This window comes from Bacillus cereus group sp. Bce019, from assembly GCF_051781745.1.
Classification (GTDB): domain Bacteria; phylum Bacillota; class Bacilli; order Bacillales; family Bacillaceae_G; genus Bacillus_A; species Bacillus_A cereus.
The window spans coordinates 76,089-90,485 of the sequence record NZ_JBPWJX010000005.1; the positions used below are offsets into that span (position 1 = coordinate 76,089).

The window sequence follows — 14,397 nt, forward strand, 5'->3', positions numbered from 1 at the left end:
AATGTGTGGAAAGTGTGAAATTTCCCTTTCTTACTCAATTTACATATATAATGTACAACAAATAGAATTTGAGGTGTGTCAATTATGCTATTTCCTGATTTAGCGAATAAAATTGTACGAGAAGTACGCAGACTAATTACAGAAAATATTATTATCATTAATATAGAAGGCGTTATTATCGCAAGTACAGATACAGAAAGAATTGGTCAATTTCATGAAGGTGCACTCCGCTGCGCCAAACAAAAGAAAACCGTCATCATTACAAAAGAAGATGAAAGGCGATTGCAAGGTGTAAAGGCTGGGATGAATCTTCCTTTATTATTTCATGATGAAGTAATTGGTGTCATTGGGATTACAGGAGAACCTGAAAATATTTCACGCTACGGAGAAATATTGCGTAAGATGACCGAATTATTAATTCATGAAAACTACTTTTTAGAGCAACTAGAACTTGAGCACCGTTCTTATGAAGCTTTTGTCTTTGATTGGCTTCAAAATACAGAGTGGTCCCCGAGTTTTCTTGATCGCGCCAAAACACTTGGCATTGATTTATATAAGAAAAAACAACTTATTTTGTTTTCTATTGGCAAAAATGACACGATGCTCCAGCGTAAAATATGGCAACACATACGTAATATTTTAACAAAAGAGCATCTATTTGTTCGCTGGGGAAATGATCGTTTTATTTTATTTACAGCAATGAGCTCCAAAGAGCAAACTTATCAATTTTTAAAACGGTTAAAACAAGACTGCGAAACTTTATTTTCTATTCCTTTATATATAGGGATTGGACAAACAGTCACCTCAAACAATATGAGCATATGTTACGAACAAGCATTACGTGCTCTTTCTGTATCATTGGAAACGAAAAAAATTGTATTTAATGAAGATTTACGTTTAGAAATGTGTTTACAAGATATTTCTGCCGAAACGCGTGAACAATTTCTAGAACGTACCATCGAAAACTTATTATCATTTCCTGAGCTTATGCACACTTTACGCTTATTTATCGATTATAACCAATCTTATAAACAGACGGCTAAACAATTACATATACACATTAACACATTACATTACAGGCTAAAAAAGATTGAAGAACATACAGGACTTGATCCAAAACAATTCAAAGACTTAAACGTTTTATACTTCGCACTTCTCCTATTAGATAATCATATAAAAAAGAACGATAAAATAGATTAATCTTTAGATGATTATACATAGAAAGAATCCCTCGACTTTTTTATCATTATAATGAAAGCACTGTTACCACGTTGTTTATTATAACTAAACACGTTAACAGTTTGAGGGGGATTTCCAATGTTAGAAAAACAAATTATTCATTCATTCGTATCTATTGTTGGCGAAGATAATGTAGATACATCCAATATGGGGCGTTTAACTTATAGTTATGATGCTACTCCAAACTTCCAAGCAATGCCTGATGCAGTCATTGCTCCTCGTAATACAAATGAAGTAGCTGAAGTGTTAAAAATATGTAACACTCACAAAATTCCTGTGTATGTGCGCGGGTCTGGAACAAACCTTTGCGCAGGAACATGTCCACTTGAAGGCGGTATCGTCCTTATTTTCCGCCATATGAACAATATTTTAGAAATTGATGAAGAAAACTTAACAATTACTGTACAAGCTGGTGTCATTACACTTGATATTATTAAAGCGGTAGAAGAAAAAGGTTTATTTTATCCACCAGATCCAAGCTCGATGAAAATTTCTACAATCGGCGGTAATATTAATGAAAACTCAGGTGGATTACGCGGTTTGAAATATGGCGTAACACGTGATTATGTAATGGGGCTTGAACTTGTCTTACCAAATGGTGATATTATTCGCACTGGTGGTAAATTAGCAAAAGATGTAGCTGGTTACGATTTAACTCGGTTATTTATCGGTTCTGAAGGAACACTTGGCGTGGTAACAGAAGCTATATTAAAACTTGTTCCTATGCCTGAAACAAAGAAAACAATGCTTGCATTATATGAAGATATTAATGAAGCTGCACGTGCTGTTTCTTCTATTATTGCAAATAAAATCATTCCAGCAACACTGGAGTTTTTAGACCAACCGACAATTGAAGTAGTAGAAGAGTTTGCACAAATCGGTTTACCTACAGATGTAAAAGCAATTTTATTAATCGAACAAGACGGTCCGCCCGAAGTAGTCAATCGAGATATTGAAAAAATGGCTAACGTTTGCCGCTCTATGAATGCAGTTGATGTTCGCATTGCAAAAGATGAAACAGAAGCAGATGCGCTTCGTACCGCTCGCCGTAGTGCTCTATCAGCGCTCGCACGATTAAAACCTACTACAATATTAGAAGATGCGACTGTACCACGTTCACAAATCGCTCCGATGGTTGAAGCTATTAATGCCATTGCAAAAAAATATAATATTCCTATTTGTACGTTTGGACACGCTGGTGATGGTAATTTACATCCAACTTGTATGACAGACGCTCGTAATGCAGAAGAAATGCACCGAGCTGAGCAAGCTTTTGCTGAAATATTTGCGAAAGCAATTGAACTTGGTGGCACAATTACTGGTGAACATGGTGTTGGTGCAATGAAAGCTCCATATTTAGAAATGAAATTAGGTAAAGAAGGTATTGCAGCTATGCAAGGAATAAAGCAAGCTTTCGATCCAAATAACATTATGAATCCTGGAAAAATGTTCGCGAAAGACACTCGAAAAAGAGTGGTGGTTGAGCGATGACCACATTAAATAAAGAAAATATTCAAAAAGAATTCAAAGCACGATTAAGTGAAGATGAATTACTAAACTGTATGCGATGCGGTTTTTGTTTACCTACTTGTCCTACCTACATTCAATCCGGATATAAAGAGTCACATTCACCGCGTGGACGTATCGCATTGATGAAAGCAGTCGTTGATGGTTTAATCGAACCAGATGAAGATGTTGAACATACATTAAACGTTTGTCTTGGTTGCCGTGCTTGTGAACCTGTTTGTCCATCTGGTGTAAATTATGGACATTTATTAGAAGAAGCTCGTGATATTATTAATCAAAACAAAAAATTCTCAGTGCCAGTGAAAGCTGTTCGAAAAGTCGTTTTTGAAGGACTATTCCCCCATCAAAATCGAATGAGAACATTAACTGGACTAATCGGATTTTATCAACGTTCTGGTTTACAAACGCTAACACATAAAACAGGGATTATGAAGTTATTCCCTGAAACACTTGCAACGATGGATCTCGTTTTACCAAAAGTCCCTAAAATGAAAGCCATGAAAGATCGTCCTTCATTTTTACCTGCAGAAAGTACAAAGAAAAAACAAGTTGCATTCTTCACAGGCTGCTTAATGGATACGATGTTTTTAGAAACAAATAACGCAACGATGAAACTTCTTCAATTAGCTGGTTGTGATATCGTTATTCCAAAAACACAAAGTTGCTGCGGTGCATTGCATGGACATGCTGGTGAAAAGAGTGGAGCAAAAGAATTAGCAAAGCGAAATATAAAAGCATTCGAAGATTTAAACATCGACTATATTATTACGAATGCAGGTGGTTGCGGGGCTTATCTCGTAGACTATGATTATCTTTTAAAAGATGATCCGGATTGGGCTGAACGTGCTAAGCAGTTTGTTTCTAAAATTAAAGATATTACTGCTATACTAGTAGAACTAGACTTCCATAAGCGAACTGACTTACGACTCACGCCGCAAGTTATTACGTATCAAGACTCTTGTCATTTACGCAATGTTATGCGCACATCTTCTGAACCTCGTATGTTACTAGAGGCTATCCAAGGTGCAACATATCGAGAAATGAAAGATGCCGACCGCTGCTGTGGCTCTGCTGGTATTTACAATATTGTTCATTCAGAGTTATCAATGGAATTTCTAGATTACAAAATGGACCGTGTGCATGAAACAGAAGCAGCAACCATTGTTACTGCAAATCCAGGTTGTTTATTACAAATGAAATTGGGTATTGAGCGAGAAGGGCTTTCTCATAAAATGAGAGGAATTCACATTGTGGATTTATTATTAGAAGCAATTGAAACTAACTCGTAACATACGTAATAATAGGAAAACGGCTATCTCCTTCGTCTATGTAAAGAGATAGCCGCTTTTTTGTCTGCTACAACATTAAAAATATGTTACTTTATTATAAAAAAGAACAACAGAAACATTACAGTTTTGTAAAAATCAATCCATTATATTCCTCAAAAAAACGTTCAAACCATTGATACAATAGGATTCTTCATTTTCTATTTAGGTAACTTTATCCAAAAACCCCCTCTTAAAACCAAGTATAAAAACACTATAAATTCCTTTTATACTCTATATTTCTCTTATTTTTGCTCCCTTCTTCTCTTAGGATAAATTAGGTAATTTTAAAGTCTATGAATTTTTTTCCATCTTTTTTCTCGCAAATTGTATGCTACGATGAATTTGTCAGTCAGACAGGCTGTCAAAAACAAATCGTGTGAAAACAAATTAAAACTTTATATAGGGGGACACACATCATGAAAAAGCGTGTTTTATTATCTGTAGCTGCTGCAACAGCTCTTACTTTAGGAGTATCTTCTCTAGATGCACAAGCTGCAACAGTACAACCATCTAACGTAAAGGTTCAAAATATTCAGCATTCAAAAGTAATGATGAAACAAATGAGCCAACAAGAATTACAAGCATTCTTACAATCTATGGGAGTTGAATCATTAGCACAATGGCAACAAGGAAACTTCCAACCAAACTGCTTCATTCCTGGTCAACAACCTACTGAAAATGTTGTAACTGAGCAACCAACAGCTAAGCCAGAAACTCAAAAGCCAGTTGAGCAAAAACCTGCCGAGCAAAAGCCTGCTGAAGAAGTTCAAAAACCAGAAACTCAAAAGCCTGCTGAAAACAACAATACTCAAAAACCTGCTGAACAAAAACCAGCTGAGCAAAAGCCTGCTGAAGAAGCAAAATCTTTAAGCGAGTTTGAACAACGTGTTGTTGAATTAACAAACGCTGAGCGTGCAAAACAAGGCTTACCAGCACTAAAAATCGATACTGAATTAAGCAAAGTAGCACGTATTAAGTCTGAAGATATGCAAAAAAACAACTACTTTGATCATAACAGCCCTACATACGGGTCTCCGTTTGACATGATGAAGAAATTTGGTATTTCTTATACATCTGCAGGTGAAAACATCGCTCAAGGTCAACGTACACCTGAAGAAGTAGTACAAGCTTGGATGAACAGCGCTGGACACCGTGCAAACATCTTAAATAACGGCTTCACTCACATCGGTGTTGGTTATGTAGAAAGCGGCAACTACTGGACACAACAATTTATTACGAAGTAAATAGATTAAAAGAGTCTTCTCATAATGAGAAGACTCTTTTTTAAGTTTCATAGCTTTCTATTATGTATGAATAGAAAATATATAACATAAACAACATAGATCCACAGCTTATTACACTAAGCAATACATAAAATCCCCACTCTAAGTTCAAAAACAATGAAAACAATATGCCACATGCCATCACTTGAAAAATCCGTCTACTCACTAAACAAATTTTTTGTAATTTAATTGGATCTTTTTCTTTTTCTTTGCCTTTTATTTTCTTAAATTCTTTACTCAGCATAAAAAGAAACATACTAATCCCAATCGTTAATCCTGTTTGAAAGGATATCAAATCCCCAAAATTAATAAAGAGAATAAGCGTATGAATAAACAACATAAATAACGTAATTTTCTTTATAAATCCGCCTATAATACCATGCTCTCTTTCATTAAACTTAAATATATTATGTGAAATAATATACAAAAATCCATATGAAAAAATAATAAAACAGGGAATAAATGCTACAACGACTTGTTTACTCATAAACTCGTTTGGCTGACCATTTACATTCCAATGTACTGCCATACGATTTGGTAAATAGGGATAGAGAAATAGAGTAAGTAAAAGACAAGCGAAAAATATTCCCAGTACATACTTATATTTAATCAAGTGATTCTCACCTCTCTTTTCTCTTAACGGCTTCGCTTCTTTTAGAGAAATCCCTGCAAAAATCTACTTTTTTCAAGTTAAAACTTATACTTTACGCATTTTCTTTTTGAAATTCTTTTATTTTATTATTTAACTTTGTAGGAAACGGCACATCAACTTCAATCGCTTCTTTCGTAATTGGATGCAAGAAATTTATCTTCATTGCATGCAATGCTTGACTGGACATATATTTTGTTTGTCCACCATATAATACATCCCCAACTAGTGGATTACCATTATGACTCATATGAACACGAATTTGATGTGTTCTACCCGTTTCTAATTGTAATGTTACGAAAGTCGTGTTTTGCTTCTTAAAATACTTTTCTACTTTATAATATGTGATAGCTTGGTCACCTTTTGGAGAAATACGACGCCTTGTAGCATGATGGCGATCCCTTCCAATAGCAGCATCAATCTTTCCTTGTTTCTTCTTTACTTTCCCTTCAACGAGCGCTGCGTACGTCCTTTTAATTTTTCTTTCCATTAATAGACGATCCATAATTGCACCAGCAATTCTATGCTTAGCAAACACGACACCACCTGTCGTATCTTTATCTAAACGATGAATATGACGCACCTTCGTCTCTAAACCTTGCATTTGAAAATGAAAAGCAACAAGATTTGCAAGCGTCCCGGTTCCACCTTTTTCAGCAGGGTGTGTGTCCATTTGCTCTGGTTTATTTACGATAAGTACGTGATCATCTTCGTATACTACATGTAATTCACCATATTCTGGATCTACACCGTACTCTTCCTCCGAAAACATATGGACTTGTAACTTATCGTTCTCTTTTAAAAGCTCATTCCATCTTCTTTGTTCCCCGTTAACCGTAACACCTTTTTCCATACGAAGCTGATGTAATAGCTTTTTCGGTATTTCCCATTCTACTTTTAATACCGATTCAATACTTATACCATTCCATTTAGCTGGAACGGTAATTTCACACCATTCACCCTTTTTCTTTGTTTCCATACTGTTTATCACCTTATTTCTATTGATTCTCTCATTGTAACGGAAAACACACTTTGATGCACCGTCAAAAATAGAGGACAGTCTTATAATAGACTGCCCCTCAAGCTCTAAGTCTTTTCATTTCTAACAATACTTCTTCAGCTTTTTGTTCATACGATAAATCCTTAAAGAAATCCGCCAACCTTTTATAATCATTGTAAGCATCTAATAAATCGTCCATCTTTTCTATTTTCATCACTTGTTGTTTTTGTTTCATTTTTACTGGATAGCGATAACCTGATACTTCTTGTATTTTGTAATACTCATCCTCTACTTGAACGACCTTTACAAGTTCTTCCTCTTCTGCATCCATCGTATACCCGTCAAATTCTCTAAGTAGTTCATAAATGATATGAGTCCATTCATCTTTTGGATAAAATCCTTTTTCTAACCGATAACCGACAATGCGATACATATGCCCATCGTTCTCGGCAAACTGTACTGTATCATTTAACTTAAACTTAAAATAACGAAACATTGCCTTCACCTACTTATTATGTAATGTTCTTATCACATACTATTTGCAAAATGTAGGCTTTGCTATTCATAAAAAATGCTCATCATATTGATGAGCATTTTTTACGATGATTTTTCTCGTTTTTTTCGAAATGGTAACCACCAGTTCCAGTCTCCAAATAACTTCATTAAGCTTGGTACGAGCATAAGACGAATAATTGTTGCATCAAGAAATATTGCTAATGCAACGCCAAGACCCATCTGCTTTACTGGTAAAATATCAGTAAATGCGAATGCACCAGTTACAACAATCATTATTAAAGCAGCTGATGTAATAATTCTACTTGTTGAAACGAGCCCTTCTAACGTTGCTTGATCGTTATCTCCTGTTTCTTCATAGAGCTCATGAATACGTGAAATAAGAAATACTTCATAATCCATACTAAGCCCAAATACGAGGCCAAAAATGAAGATTGGTAAGACAAACAGAACCGGACTCGCTTCTAAACCGAAATGACCACCTTCAAATAACCAAACAACAATTCCAATAGTTGCACTTAAACTAAGTATATTCATAACAATTGCCTTAATTGGAATGAGTATAGATCGGAATGCAAATAATAATATAACAAAAGTCGATCCAAATATAACAGACATACCAATTACAACTTTATCTTTAATTTCATCTTCTAATTCTTGTTGAAACGTCGTCATTCCACCTAGATAATACGTAACATCCGTTTCTTTATAGTTCTTTTTAAAGTCACGTACCCACTGTTTTGCAGTCTCTGTACGTGGTTTTGTTTTCAAAAATATTTCTATCGTCGTCTTATTCCCTTGCGTGTATGCTTCAAATACAGGAGTTAGTTTCGCTGATTCTGGCGACTGCAACATTCCAACAACTTGATCTGCTTTCATTCCAGTTAACCCGTCGTATAAACTTCTTACTTCATGTACTTTCTTATCACCTTTTAACTTTTGAACGACTTCTTCTATCTTTTGTAGACTTTCTTTTTCTTTCATATCTTTTTTCGTCTCTACAACTAACGTAACATCAGCGTGTGTTTTGACAGTTTCATTAAATGCTTCTTCATACTTTTCATATGCAATCCTTGTATCACTCTTTTCAGGTAAAGCTTCAACACCAGGGAACTGCAAATTAGCTGTACGTAACGGTAATAAGCAAATAACAATAAATGTTGTAACAACAATAATCATTGCAATTGGATGTTTCATCACAAATTTTGCAAATTTACGCCATGCTTTTGCCGGCGTATGTGCTACTTGATTCTTTTTTAATATTCTTTTACCGATTAACGATAATAGTGCTGGAAGAAGTGTGAGTGAGAATAAAATACTCATAATGACAACAATCATTCCGCTAATCGCGACAGATTGAATATAATCTATCTTAAAGAAAAACAAACCGGATAACCCAACAAATACGCATAATCCTGAAAATACAATCGCACGTCCTGCCGTTTGATATGTAATTGCTATCGCTTCTTTTACCGTTCGTTTAGCAACTTCCTCTCGAAAACGGTTCACAAATAATAGCGCAAAATCAATAGATAATGCAAGTCCAATCATCGGTGCAACGTTTAACACGAAAATAGATAGTTCTTTATCAACACCGATGAAATACAATATCCCCATCGTACTAATAACACTAAGCGCCCCATTCAAAATCGGTAAAATTGATGCCAAAAGACTACCAAACGAAAATAGTAATACAAAAAACGCAATTGGTAATCCAATCATTTCTGCTACTTTTAAATCATTTTGCGTTCTTTCATTAATCTCTTGATTAATTTTCGGAAATCCTGTAGGTGTTACTTTTAATGCTACATTACTTTCTTTCTCAATCTCATCAGCAAATTGTAATGTCTTTTCCATTCTTTCTTTATTTGTTTTCCCGGAAAATAAAATTGTCGCATAACCGATGTCATCTTGTAGCATTTCTTTATTTTGGATTGGGTGATGGAAAGATTCATAGTTCTCTTTCTCTTGAACATTCTTTACAATTTCATCTATTCGCTTTTTAAATTCCTCATGCGAAGCATCTTTATTTTTCTCAAAAACGAGCAGAAGCGTATCTTGAGACTTCTTAAAATCTTTATCTAAAATTTCTTTCGTTTTTTGATAGTCGCCTTCCGTTTGGAAACCATCACCACCTAATACTCCCGGTAGCTTTGGAGCAAAAATCCCAAGTGCGATTGCGAGCAACAGTAACGCTACAATTACTGTATAACGGAACTGATACAAAAAGGCTCCTAACTTCCCCCACTTATCAACTTTATGTACATTTGTCTTCACACATTTTCACCTACTTTACATGATTCAATTGTCACTTATACTGTATCACATCTTGATATAAACAAAAAACGTCTGGAAAACTATAATGATAGTTTTTCCAGACGTCTTTCTTTCTATCTCTCTTTATTAAGCCCTAATCTCTCAGTAAGTAAACGATGGTAGTAAATCGCCATAATTAACAAAATACCACCTACGCAGTAACCAGCTAAAATATCAGTTGGGTAATGTACATTTAAAATGACTCTACTTAATCCAATCGATACAATTACTATACCCATCAAAATCGTTGTGGCACATTTGCCAGCTACGCTTTTCAAATTAGCAGCAATGATATAAGTAAGAAATCCAAATGTCATAATCGATAACATTGCATGTCCACTAGGAAAACTATATCCAAGTGCATCTAGCGCTTCATTTAATGACGGACGTTCTCTCTTTACAATCTCTTTTATCCCTTTATTCACAAGATGTGTTATTAAAATTCCCATTGGATATACAATCATCGCAGCATAATAACGCTTCTTCCAAAAAACAAGCAAACTTATAACGAGCGTAGCGACTATCCCAATTGCTGATCCCAATTTTGTAAAGTACGAGAAAAATGTAAGAGAACTTTCCGTTTGCAGCCCTCTTACTAATCCACGGACATATGTATCCATCACTGTAACGCCACCTGCATGTACGCGCCAAGCAACAATACCAAATACAGCAAATAACAAACCGATACACATTAGCTCATACTGATGTAACTTCTTCTTCAAACGATTTCCTCCTACTATGAAAAAATGCGATTTCTACTTTAGAAACCGCATTTCCTTACTTATTTACCTTTTGTTTTTAGCTCTGTCCAGTAACGATCATAGTCTTTTAACTTATCGTCCACATCAACAAGCCATTCTGTACGATCTAACTCTTCTTTCGTTAAGAAAATCATGTGATTATCACGGTATTCTTTACTATGAAGAGGATGAGCTTTTTCATTTGGATTACTGTAACCAATTGATTCGTAGTTTTTCACACTTACTTTTTCATCTAGTAAGTAGTTCATAAATTTCTCAGCAAGCGCTTTATGTTTTGCACCTTTTGGAATTGCTAACGTATCAGCCCAAATTGTGCCGCCTTCTTTTGGTACAACATATTCTACATCTTTATTATCTTTTGCGATAAATGCTGCATCTCCAGACCAAACTGTTCCGATCCAAGCATCTTCTGTAATGAATTTTTGTTTAATGTTATCTGTATCAAACGCTAACAAGTTTGGAAGCAGCTTCTTTAAATCATCTGCTGCTGTCTTTAATTGTGCATCGTCTTTCGTACTGTTTGAGAACCCGTGCTTCTTAAGACCCATTCCTAATACTTCACGAGAATCGTTTAGTAACGTTACATGTCCTTTATATTTCTCATTCCATAAGTCAGCCCAGCTTGTAGGTGCTTCTTTCACATACTTTTTATTGTATGCAATCCCTGTTACACCCCAAGTGTACACTAAAGAATATTTATTCTCTGGATCAAACGCAGGTGTTTTAAAATTAGAAACCATGTTTTCGATATTCGGGATATTCTTTTTATCTAACGGTGCTAATAAGTCCATTTTCGCCATTGTTTTAACCATGTAATCAGACGGCTGGATTAAGTCATACTTTGCGCCACCAGCTTGTAATTTCGCAAGCATTTCTTCATTACTTGCGTACTTGTCATAGTTAATTTTCACATTATATTTCTTTTCAAAATCTTTTAGCACCTGCTCATCAAAATTGTCAGCCCAGCTATAAATATTTAATTCTTCTTTCTTTTCACCACAACCAGCAAGCACACCAGCAACAAGGCTAAAGCTAATTGCTACGCCAGCTATTCTTTTCATTAATTTCATCTGTTTATTACCCCCTTGTACTTTCTATATCGTTCGTATTATAAAGGAAGGTGTCCTCCAGAGTTTTCTTCACCATCTGCACCTTTGTTCCGGAAGATTTCAGATAGAACCATTAATCCTACGATAGCCACAATTAAAATTGTAGAAAGAGCATTAATTTCTGGTGATACTCCGCGCTTAACCATACTGTAAATGTATAGTGGCAATGTTGTTGATCCTGGTCCTGATACGAAGAAACTAATTACAAAATCATCAATTGATAATGTGAATGTTAATAATGCTGCTGAAATAACTCCCGGTGCAATTGCTGGGAACGTTACATAACGAAACGTTTGCCAAGGTGTTGCTCCTAAATCATTTGCAGCTTCTTCTAAGTCACGTCCCATACTTGAAAGACGCGCAGCTAAAATAACAACAACAAACGAAATGCTAAATGTAATATGTGCAATAATAATCGTTGTTTGTCCAAGTTCCATTCCTAACTGACTGAAAAGAATTAGTAAAGATAATCCCATTAAAATATCAGGAATTAAAATTGGTAAATATACAAGGCCATTAATAGCCCCTTCGAAACGATATTTATAACGATGTAAAGCAATTGCAAAGAATACACCAAGTACCGTTGTCACAATCGTTGTTATAACTGCAATCGTAATACTATTTACAAATGCATCAATAACATCTTGTTTTTGAAATAAATCTGTATACCAATGGAATGTAAAACCTTCCCACTCCGCATTAATGCGAGAGTCGTTGAAAGAATAGACCATTAAAACCATCATTGGAAAATACAAGAATAACAAAATTAACCAAGAATAAGAAACTAAAAACTTCTTCATCTTTGCCTATTCCCCTCCGTTCTCATTATATTTATATACTTTCGTTGCACGATAATATAAGTAAATTAACAGAACAGAGAATAGAACAACGATAATCGATAACGCAGATCCAAACGGCCAGTCACGTGCACCTAAGAATTGATTTTGAATAACGTTTCCGATTAATGCTACTTTCGATCCGCCCATCACGTCTGATACAACAAACATTCCGATAGAAGAAACGAATACTAAAATAGAACCAGTCGCAATTCCTGACATCGTCATCGGCACTGTTATATTCCAAAATGCCTTTATTGGTGTTGCTCCTAAATCATAAGCCGCTTCTAGCTTACGCTTATCCAGCTGCTCAATTGCTGCATACACTGGTAAAATCATAAATGGTAATAAAGAATAGACCATTCCGAGTATTACAGAAGGAGTATTATATAATAAATTTAACGGTTCACTAATAATGCCAAGCTTTAATAACAACGTATTCACAAGACCTTGTGAACGTAAAATAACAATCCATGCGTATGAACGAACAAGAAAGTTAATCCAAAACGGGATCGTTGCCAATAATAAAAGAATAGAGCGGTATTTGCGGTCAACAATTGTAATTGTATAAGCAAACGGATAACCAATTAATAAACATATTACTGTCGTAATAACTGCGATTTTAACAGTTTCCCATAACGTTCCTAAGTACAATGGATCAAATACACGGGATATATTCTCCAGCGTAAATTGCATTTCTACTGTCCCGTAAGCTCCGCGCTGCATGAAGGCGAATCCTAATACGAATACGAGCGGGATTAGGAAGAAAATTAACAGCCACGCGACTGTAGGTAGTGCGAGTAATTTCCCTTTTTTCAATTTAAGGTCACCTCGTCCTCTTGCTCCCAGCCTACATATACATTATCTCCAATGCTCCACTGCGCTGCCTCTTCAGCAGTTTGATATGCCATTAGTAATTCTGATGTTTTCTCATCACGTACATAAAGCTTCTCCATATTTCCGACAAACTCAATATCTTCAATATGTCCAAGATGGTATTCTTTTAAAATTGGTTCTTCAACCGAACGTACTTTTACATTTTCAGGGCGAATTGCTACATAGCCTTCCCCGTTCTTCACAATATTATTTTCACCGATGAATGTCGCAACGAACAATGTTTTCGGCTTATTATAAATTTCTTTCGGCGTTCCGATTTGTTCGATATGTCCTTTATTCATAACGACAATACGATCGCTCATGCTCATTGCTTCTTCTTGATCGTGCGTTACGTATATGAACGTAATTCCTAAATTACGTTGTAAGTTTTTCAATTCACGTTGCAAGTCTTTTCGTAACTTAAAGTCAAGCGCTCCAAGTGGCTCATCTAATAGTAATACACGCGGATTATTTACAATCGCTCTTGCAATTGCAACACGCTGCTGTTGTCCACCAGAAAGCTTCGCAGGTTTACGATTACGGAACTCAAGTAACTGCGTTAAACGCATTGCCTCTTCAGCACGCTCTTTCTGCTCTGCTGCTGATACTTTCTGCATTTTCATACCAAAACAAATATTCTTCTCTACTGTCATATGTGGGAATAGTGCGTAATGTTGGAACACTAGGTTCATATGACGTTTATATGGCGGCAAATCGTTAATTCTTTCATCATCTAATAAAAGATTCCCTTTAGTTGGAGTTTCAAATCCTGCGATCATACGAAGTAAAGTCGTTTTCCCGCAGCCACTCGGCCCTAAAATTGTTAAAAACTCTCCCTCTTTAATATCTAAAGAAAGAGGTGGGATAATCACTTGATTTCCAAAATGTTTTTCAACTGCTTCAACTTTAATAATCTTTTTCATTTTCCCGTCCTATCTACCTTAAATTTTAAATTTTTAT

The 14,397-nt window shown here is 35.4% G+C and carries 13 protein-coding genes; 4 read left to right on the forward strand and 9 right to left on the reverse strand.

What is annotated here, in order from left to right; translation table 11 throughout:
- Nucleotides 1-84 precede the first annotated feature (84 nt).
- The 4 genes from ACS2QP_RS10470 to ACS2QP_RS10485 all read left to right on the forward strand — a co-directional run bounded on the left by ACS2QP_RS10470 (nt 85) and on the right by ACS2QP_RS10485 (nt 5,338).
- Entirely contained in the window at nt 85-1,200 is a 1,116-nt protein-coding gene (locus ACS2QP_RS10470) for a CdaR family transcriptional regulator (RefSeq protein ID WP_089149015.1), read from the forward strand.
- A gap of 117 nt (nt 1,201-1,317) precedes the next feature.
- Entirely contained in the window at nt 1,318-2,730 is a 1,413-nt protein-coding gene (gene glcD / locus ACS2QP_RS10475; RefSeq protein ID WP_438882403.1) for a glycolate oxidase subunit GlcD, read from the forward strand.
- Entirely contained in the window at nt 2,727-4,055 is a 1,329-nt protein-coding gene (locus ACS2QP_RS10480) for a (Fe-S)-binding protein (protein ID WP_061456934.1), read from the forward strand. The genes glcD and ACS2QP_RS10480 overlap by 4 nt, the downstream gene beginning before the upstream one ends.
- Nucleotides 4,056-4,510: 455 nt before the next feature.
- Complete coding sequence (locus ACS2QP_RS10485) at nt 4,511-5,338, forward strand: CAP domain-containing protein (RefSeq protein WP_000747598.1); 828 nt, start codon at nt 4,511-4,513, stop codon at nt 5,336-5,338.
- 40 nt (nt 5,339-5,378) lie between these two features.
- Here ACS2QP_RS10485 and ACS2QP_RS10490 read toward each other — a convergent pair whose 3' ends face one another.
- The 9 genes from ACS2QP_RS10490 to potA form a co-directional block, all read right to left on the reverse strand.
- The gene (locus ACS2QP_RS10490) at nt 5,379-5,990 is read right to left on the reverse strand and encodes a DUF1648 domain-containing protein (protein WP_006917704.1); all 612 of its coding nucleotides are present in this window, start codon (nt 5,988-5,990) and stop codon (nt 5,379-5,381) included.
- A 91-nt stretch (nt 5,991-6,081) separates the two neighbouring features.
- The gene (locus ACS2QP_RS10495) at nt 6,082-7,005 is read right to left on the reverse strand and encodes an RluA family pseudouridine synthase (RefSeq protein WP_061456932.1); all 924 of its coding nucleotides are present in this window, start codon (nt 7,003-7,005) and stop codon (nt 6,082-6,084) included.
- 100 nt (nt 7,006-7,105) lie between these two features.
- Nucleotides 7,106-7,522: a hypothetical protein gene (locus ACS2QP_RS10500; protein ID WP_000490301.1), complete on the reverse strand. Its 417-nt coding sequence runs from the start codon at nt 7,520-7,522 to the stop codon at nt 7,106-7,108.
- Nucleotides 7,523-7,623: 101 nt separating this feature from the next.
- On the reverse strand, nt 7,624-9,816 hold the full coding sequence (locus ACS2QP_RS10505; RefSeq protein WP_438882404.1) for an MMPL family transporter: 2,193 nt from the start codon (nt 9,814-9,816) through the stop codon (nt 7,624-7,626).
- Between the two features lie 113 nt (nt 9,817-9,929).
- A complete protein-coding gene (locus tag ACS2QP_RS10510; protein WP_000727782.1) occupies nt 9,930-10,577 on the reverse strand; it encodes a phosphatase PAP2 family protein in 648 nt (215 codons plus the stop codon).
- A 59-nt stretch (nt 10,578-10,636) separates the two neighbouring features.
- Nucleotides 10,637-11,686, reverse strand: coding sequence for a spermidine/putrescine ABC transporter substrate-binding protein PotD (gene potD, locus ACS2QP_RS10515; RefSeq protein WP_061456930.1), 1,050 nt, complete (start codon nt 11,684-11,686; stop codon nt 10,637-10,639).
- Nucleotides 11,687-11,724: 38 nt separating this feature from the next.
- On the reverse strand, nt 11,725-12,525 hold the full coding sequence (gene potC, locus ACS2QP_RS10520) for a spermidine/putrescine ABC transporter permease PotC (protein ID WP_000714192.1): 801 nt from the start codon (nt 12,523-12,525) through the stop codon (nt 11,725-11,727).
- A gap of 6 nt (nt 12,526-12,531) precedes the next feature.
- Entirely contained in the window at nt 12,532-13,380 is an 849-nt protein-coding gene (gene potB / locus ACS2QP_RS10525; RefSeq protein WP_000715500.1) for a spermidine/putrescine ABC transporter permease PotB, read from the reverse strand.
- Entirely contained in the window at nt 13,377-14,360 is a 984-nt protein-coding gene (gene potA / locus ACS2QP_RS10530) for a spermidine/putrescine ABC transporter ATP-binding protein PotA (RefSeq protein WP_000720333.1), read from the reverse strand. The genes potB and potA overlap by 4 nt, the downstream gene beginning before the upstream one ends.
- Nucleotides 14,361-14,397: the final 37 nt, after the last annotated feature.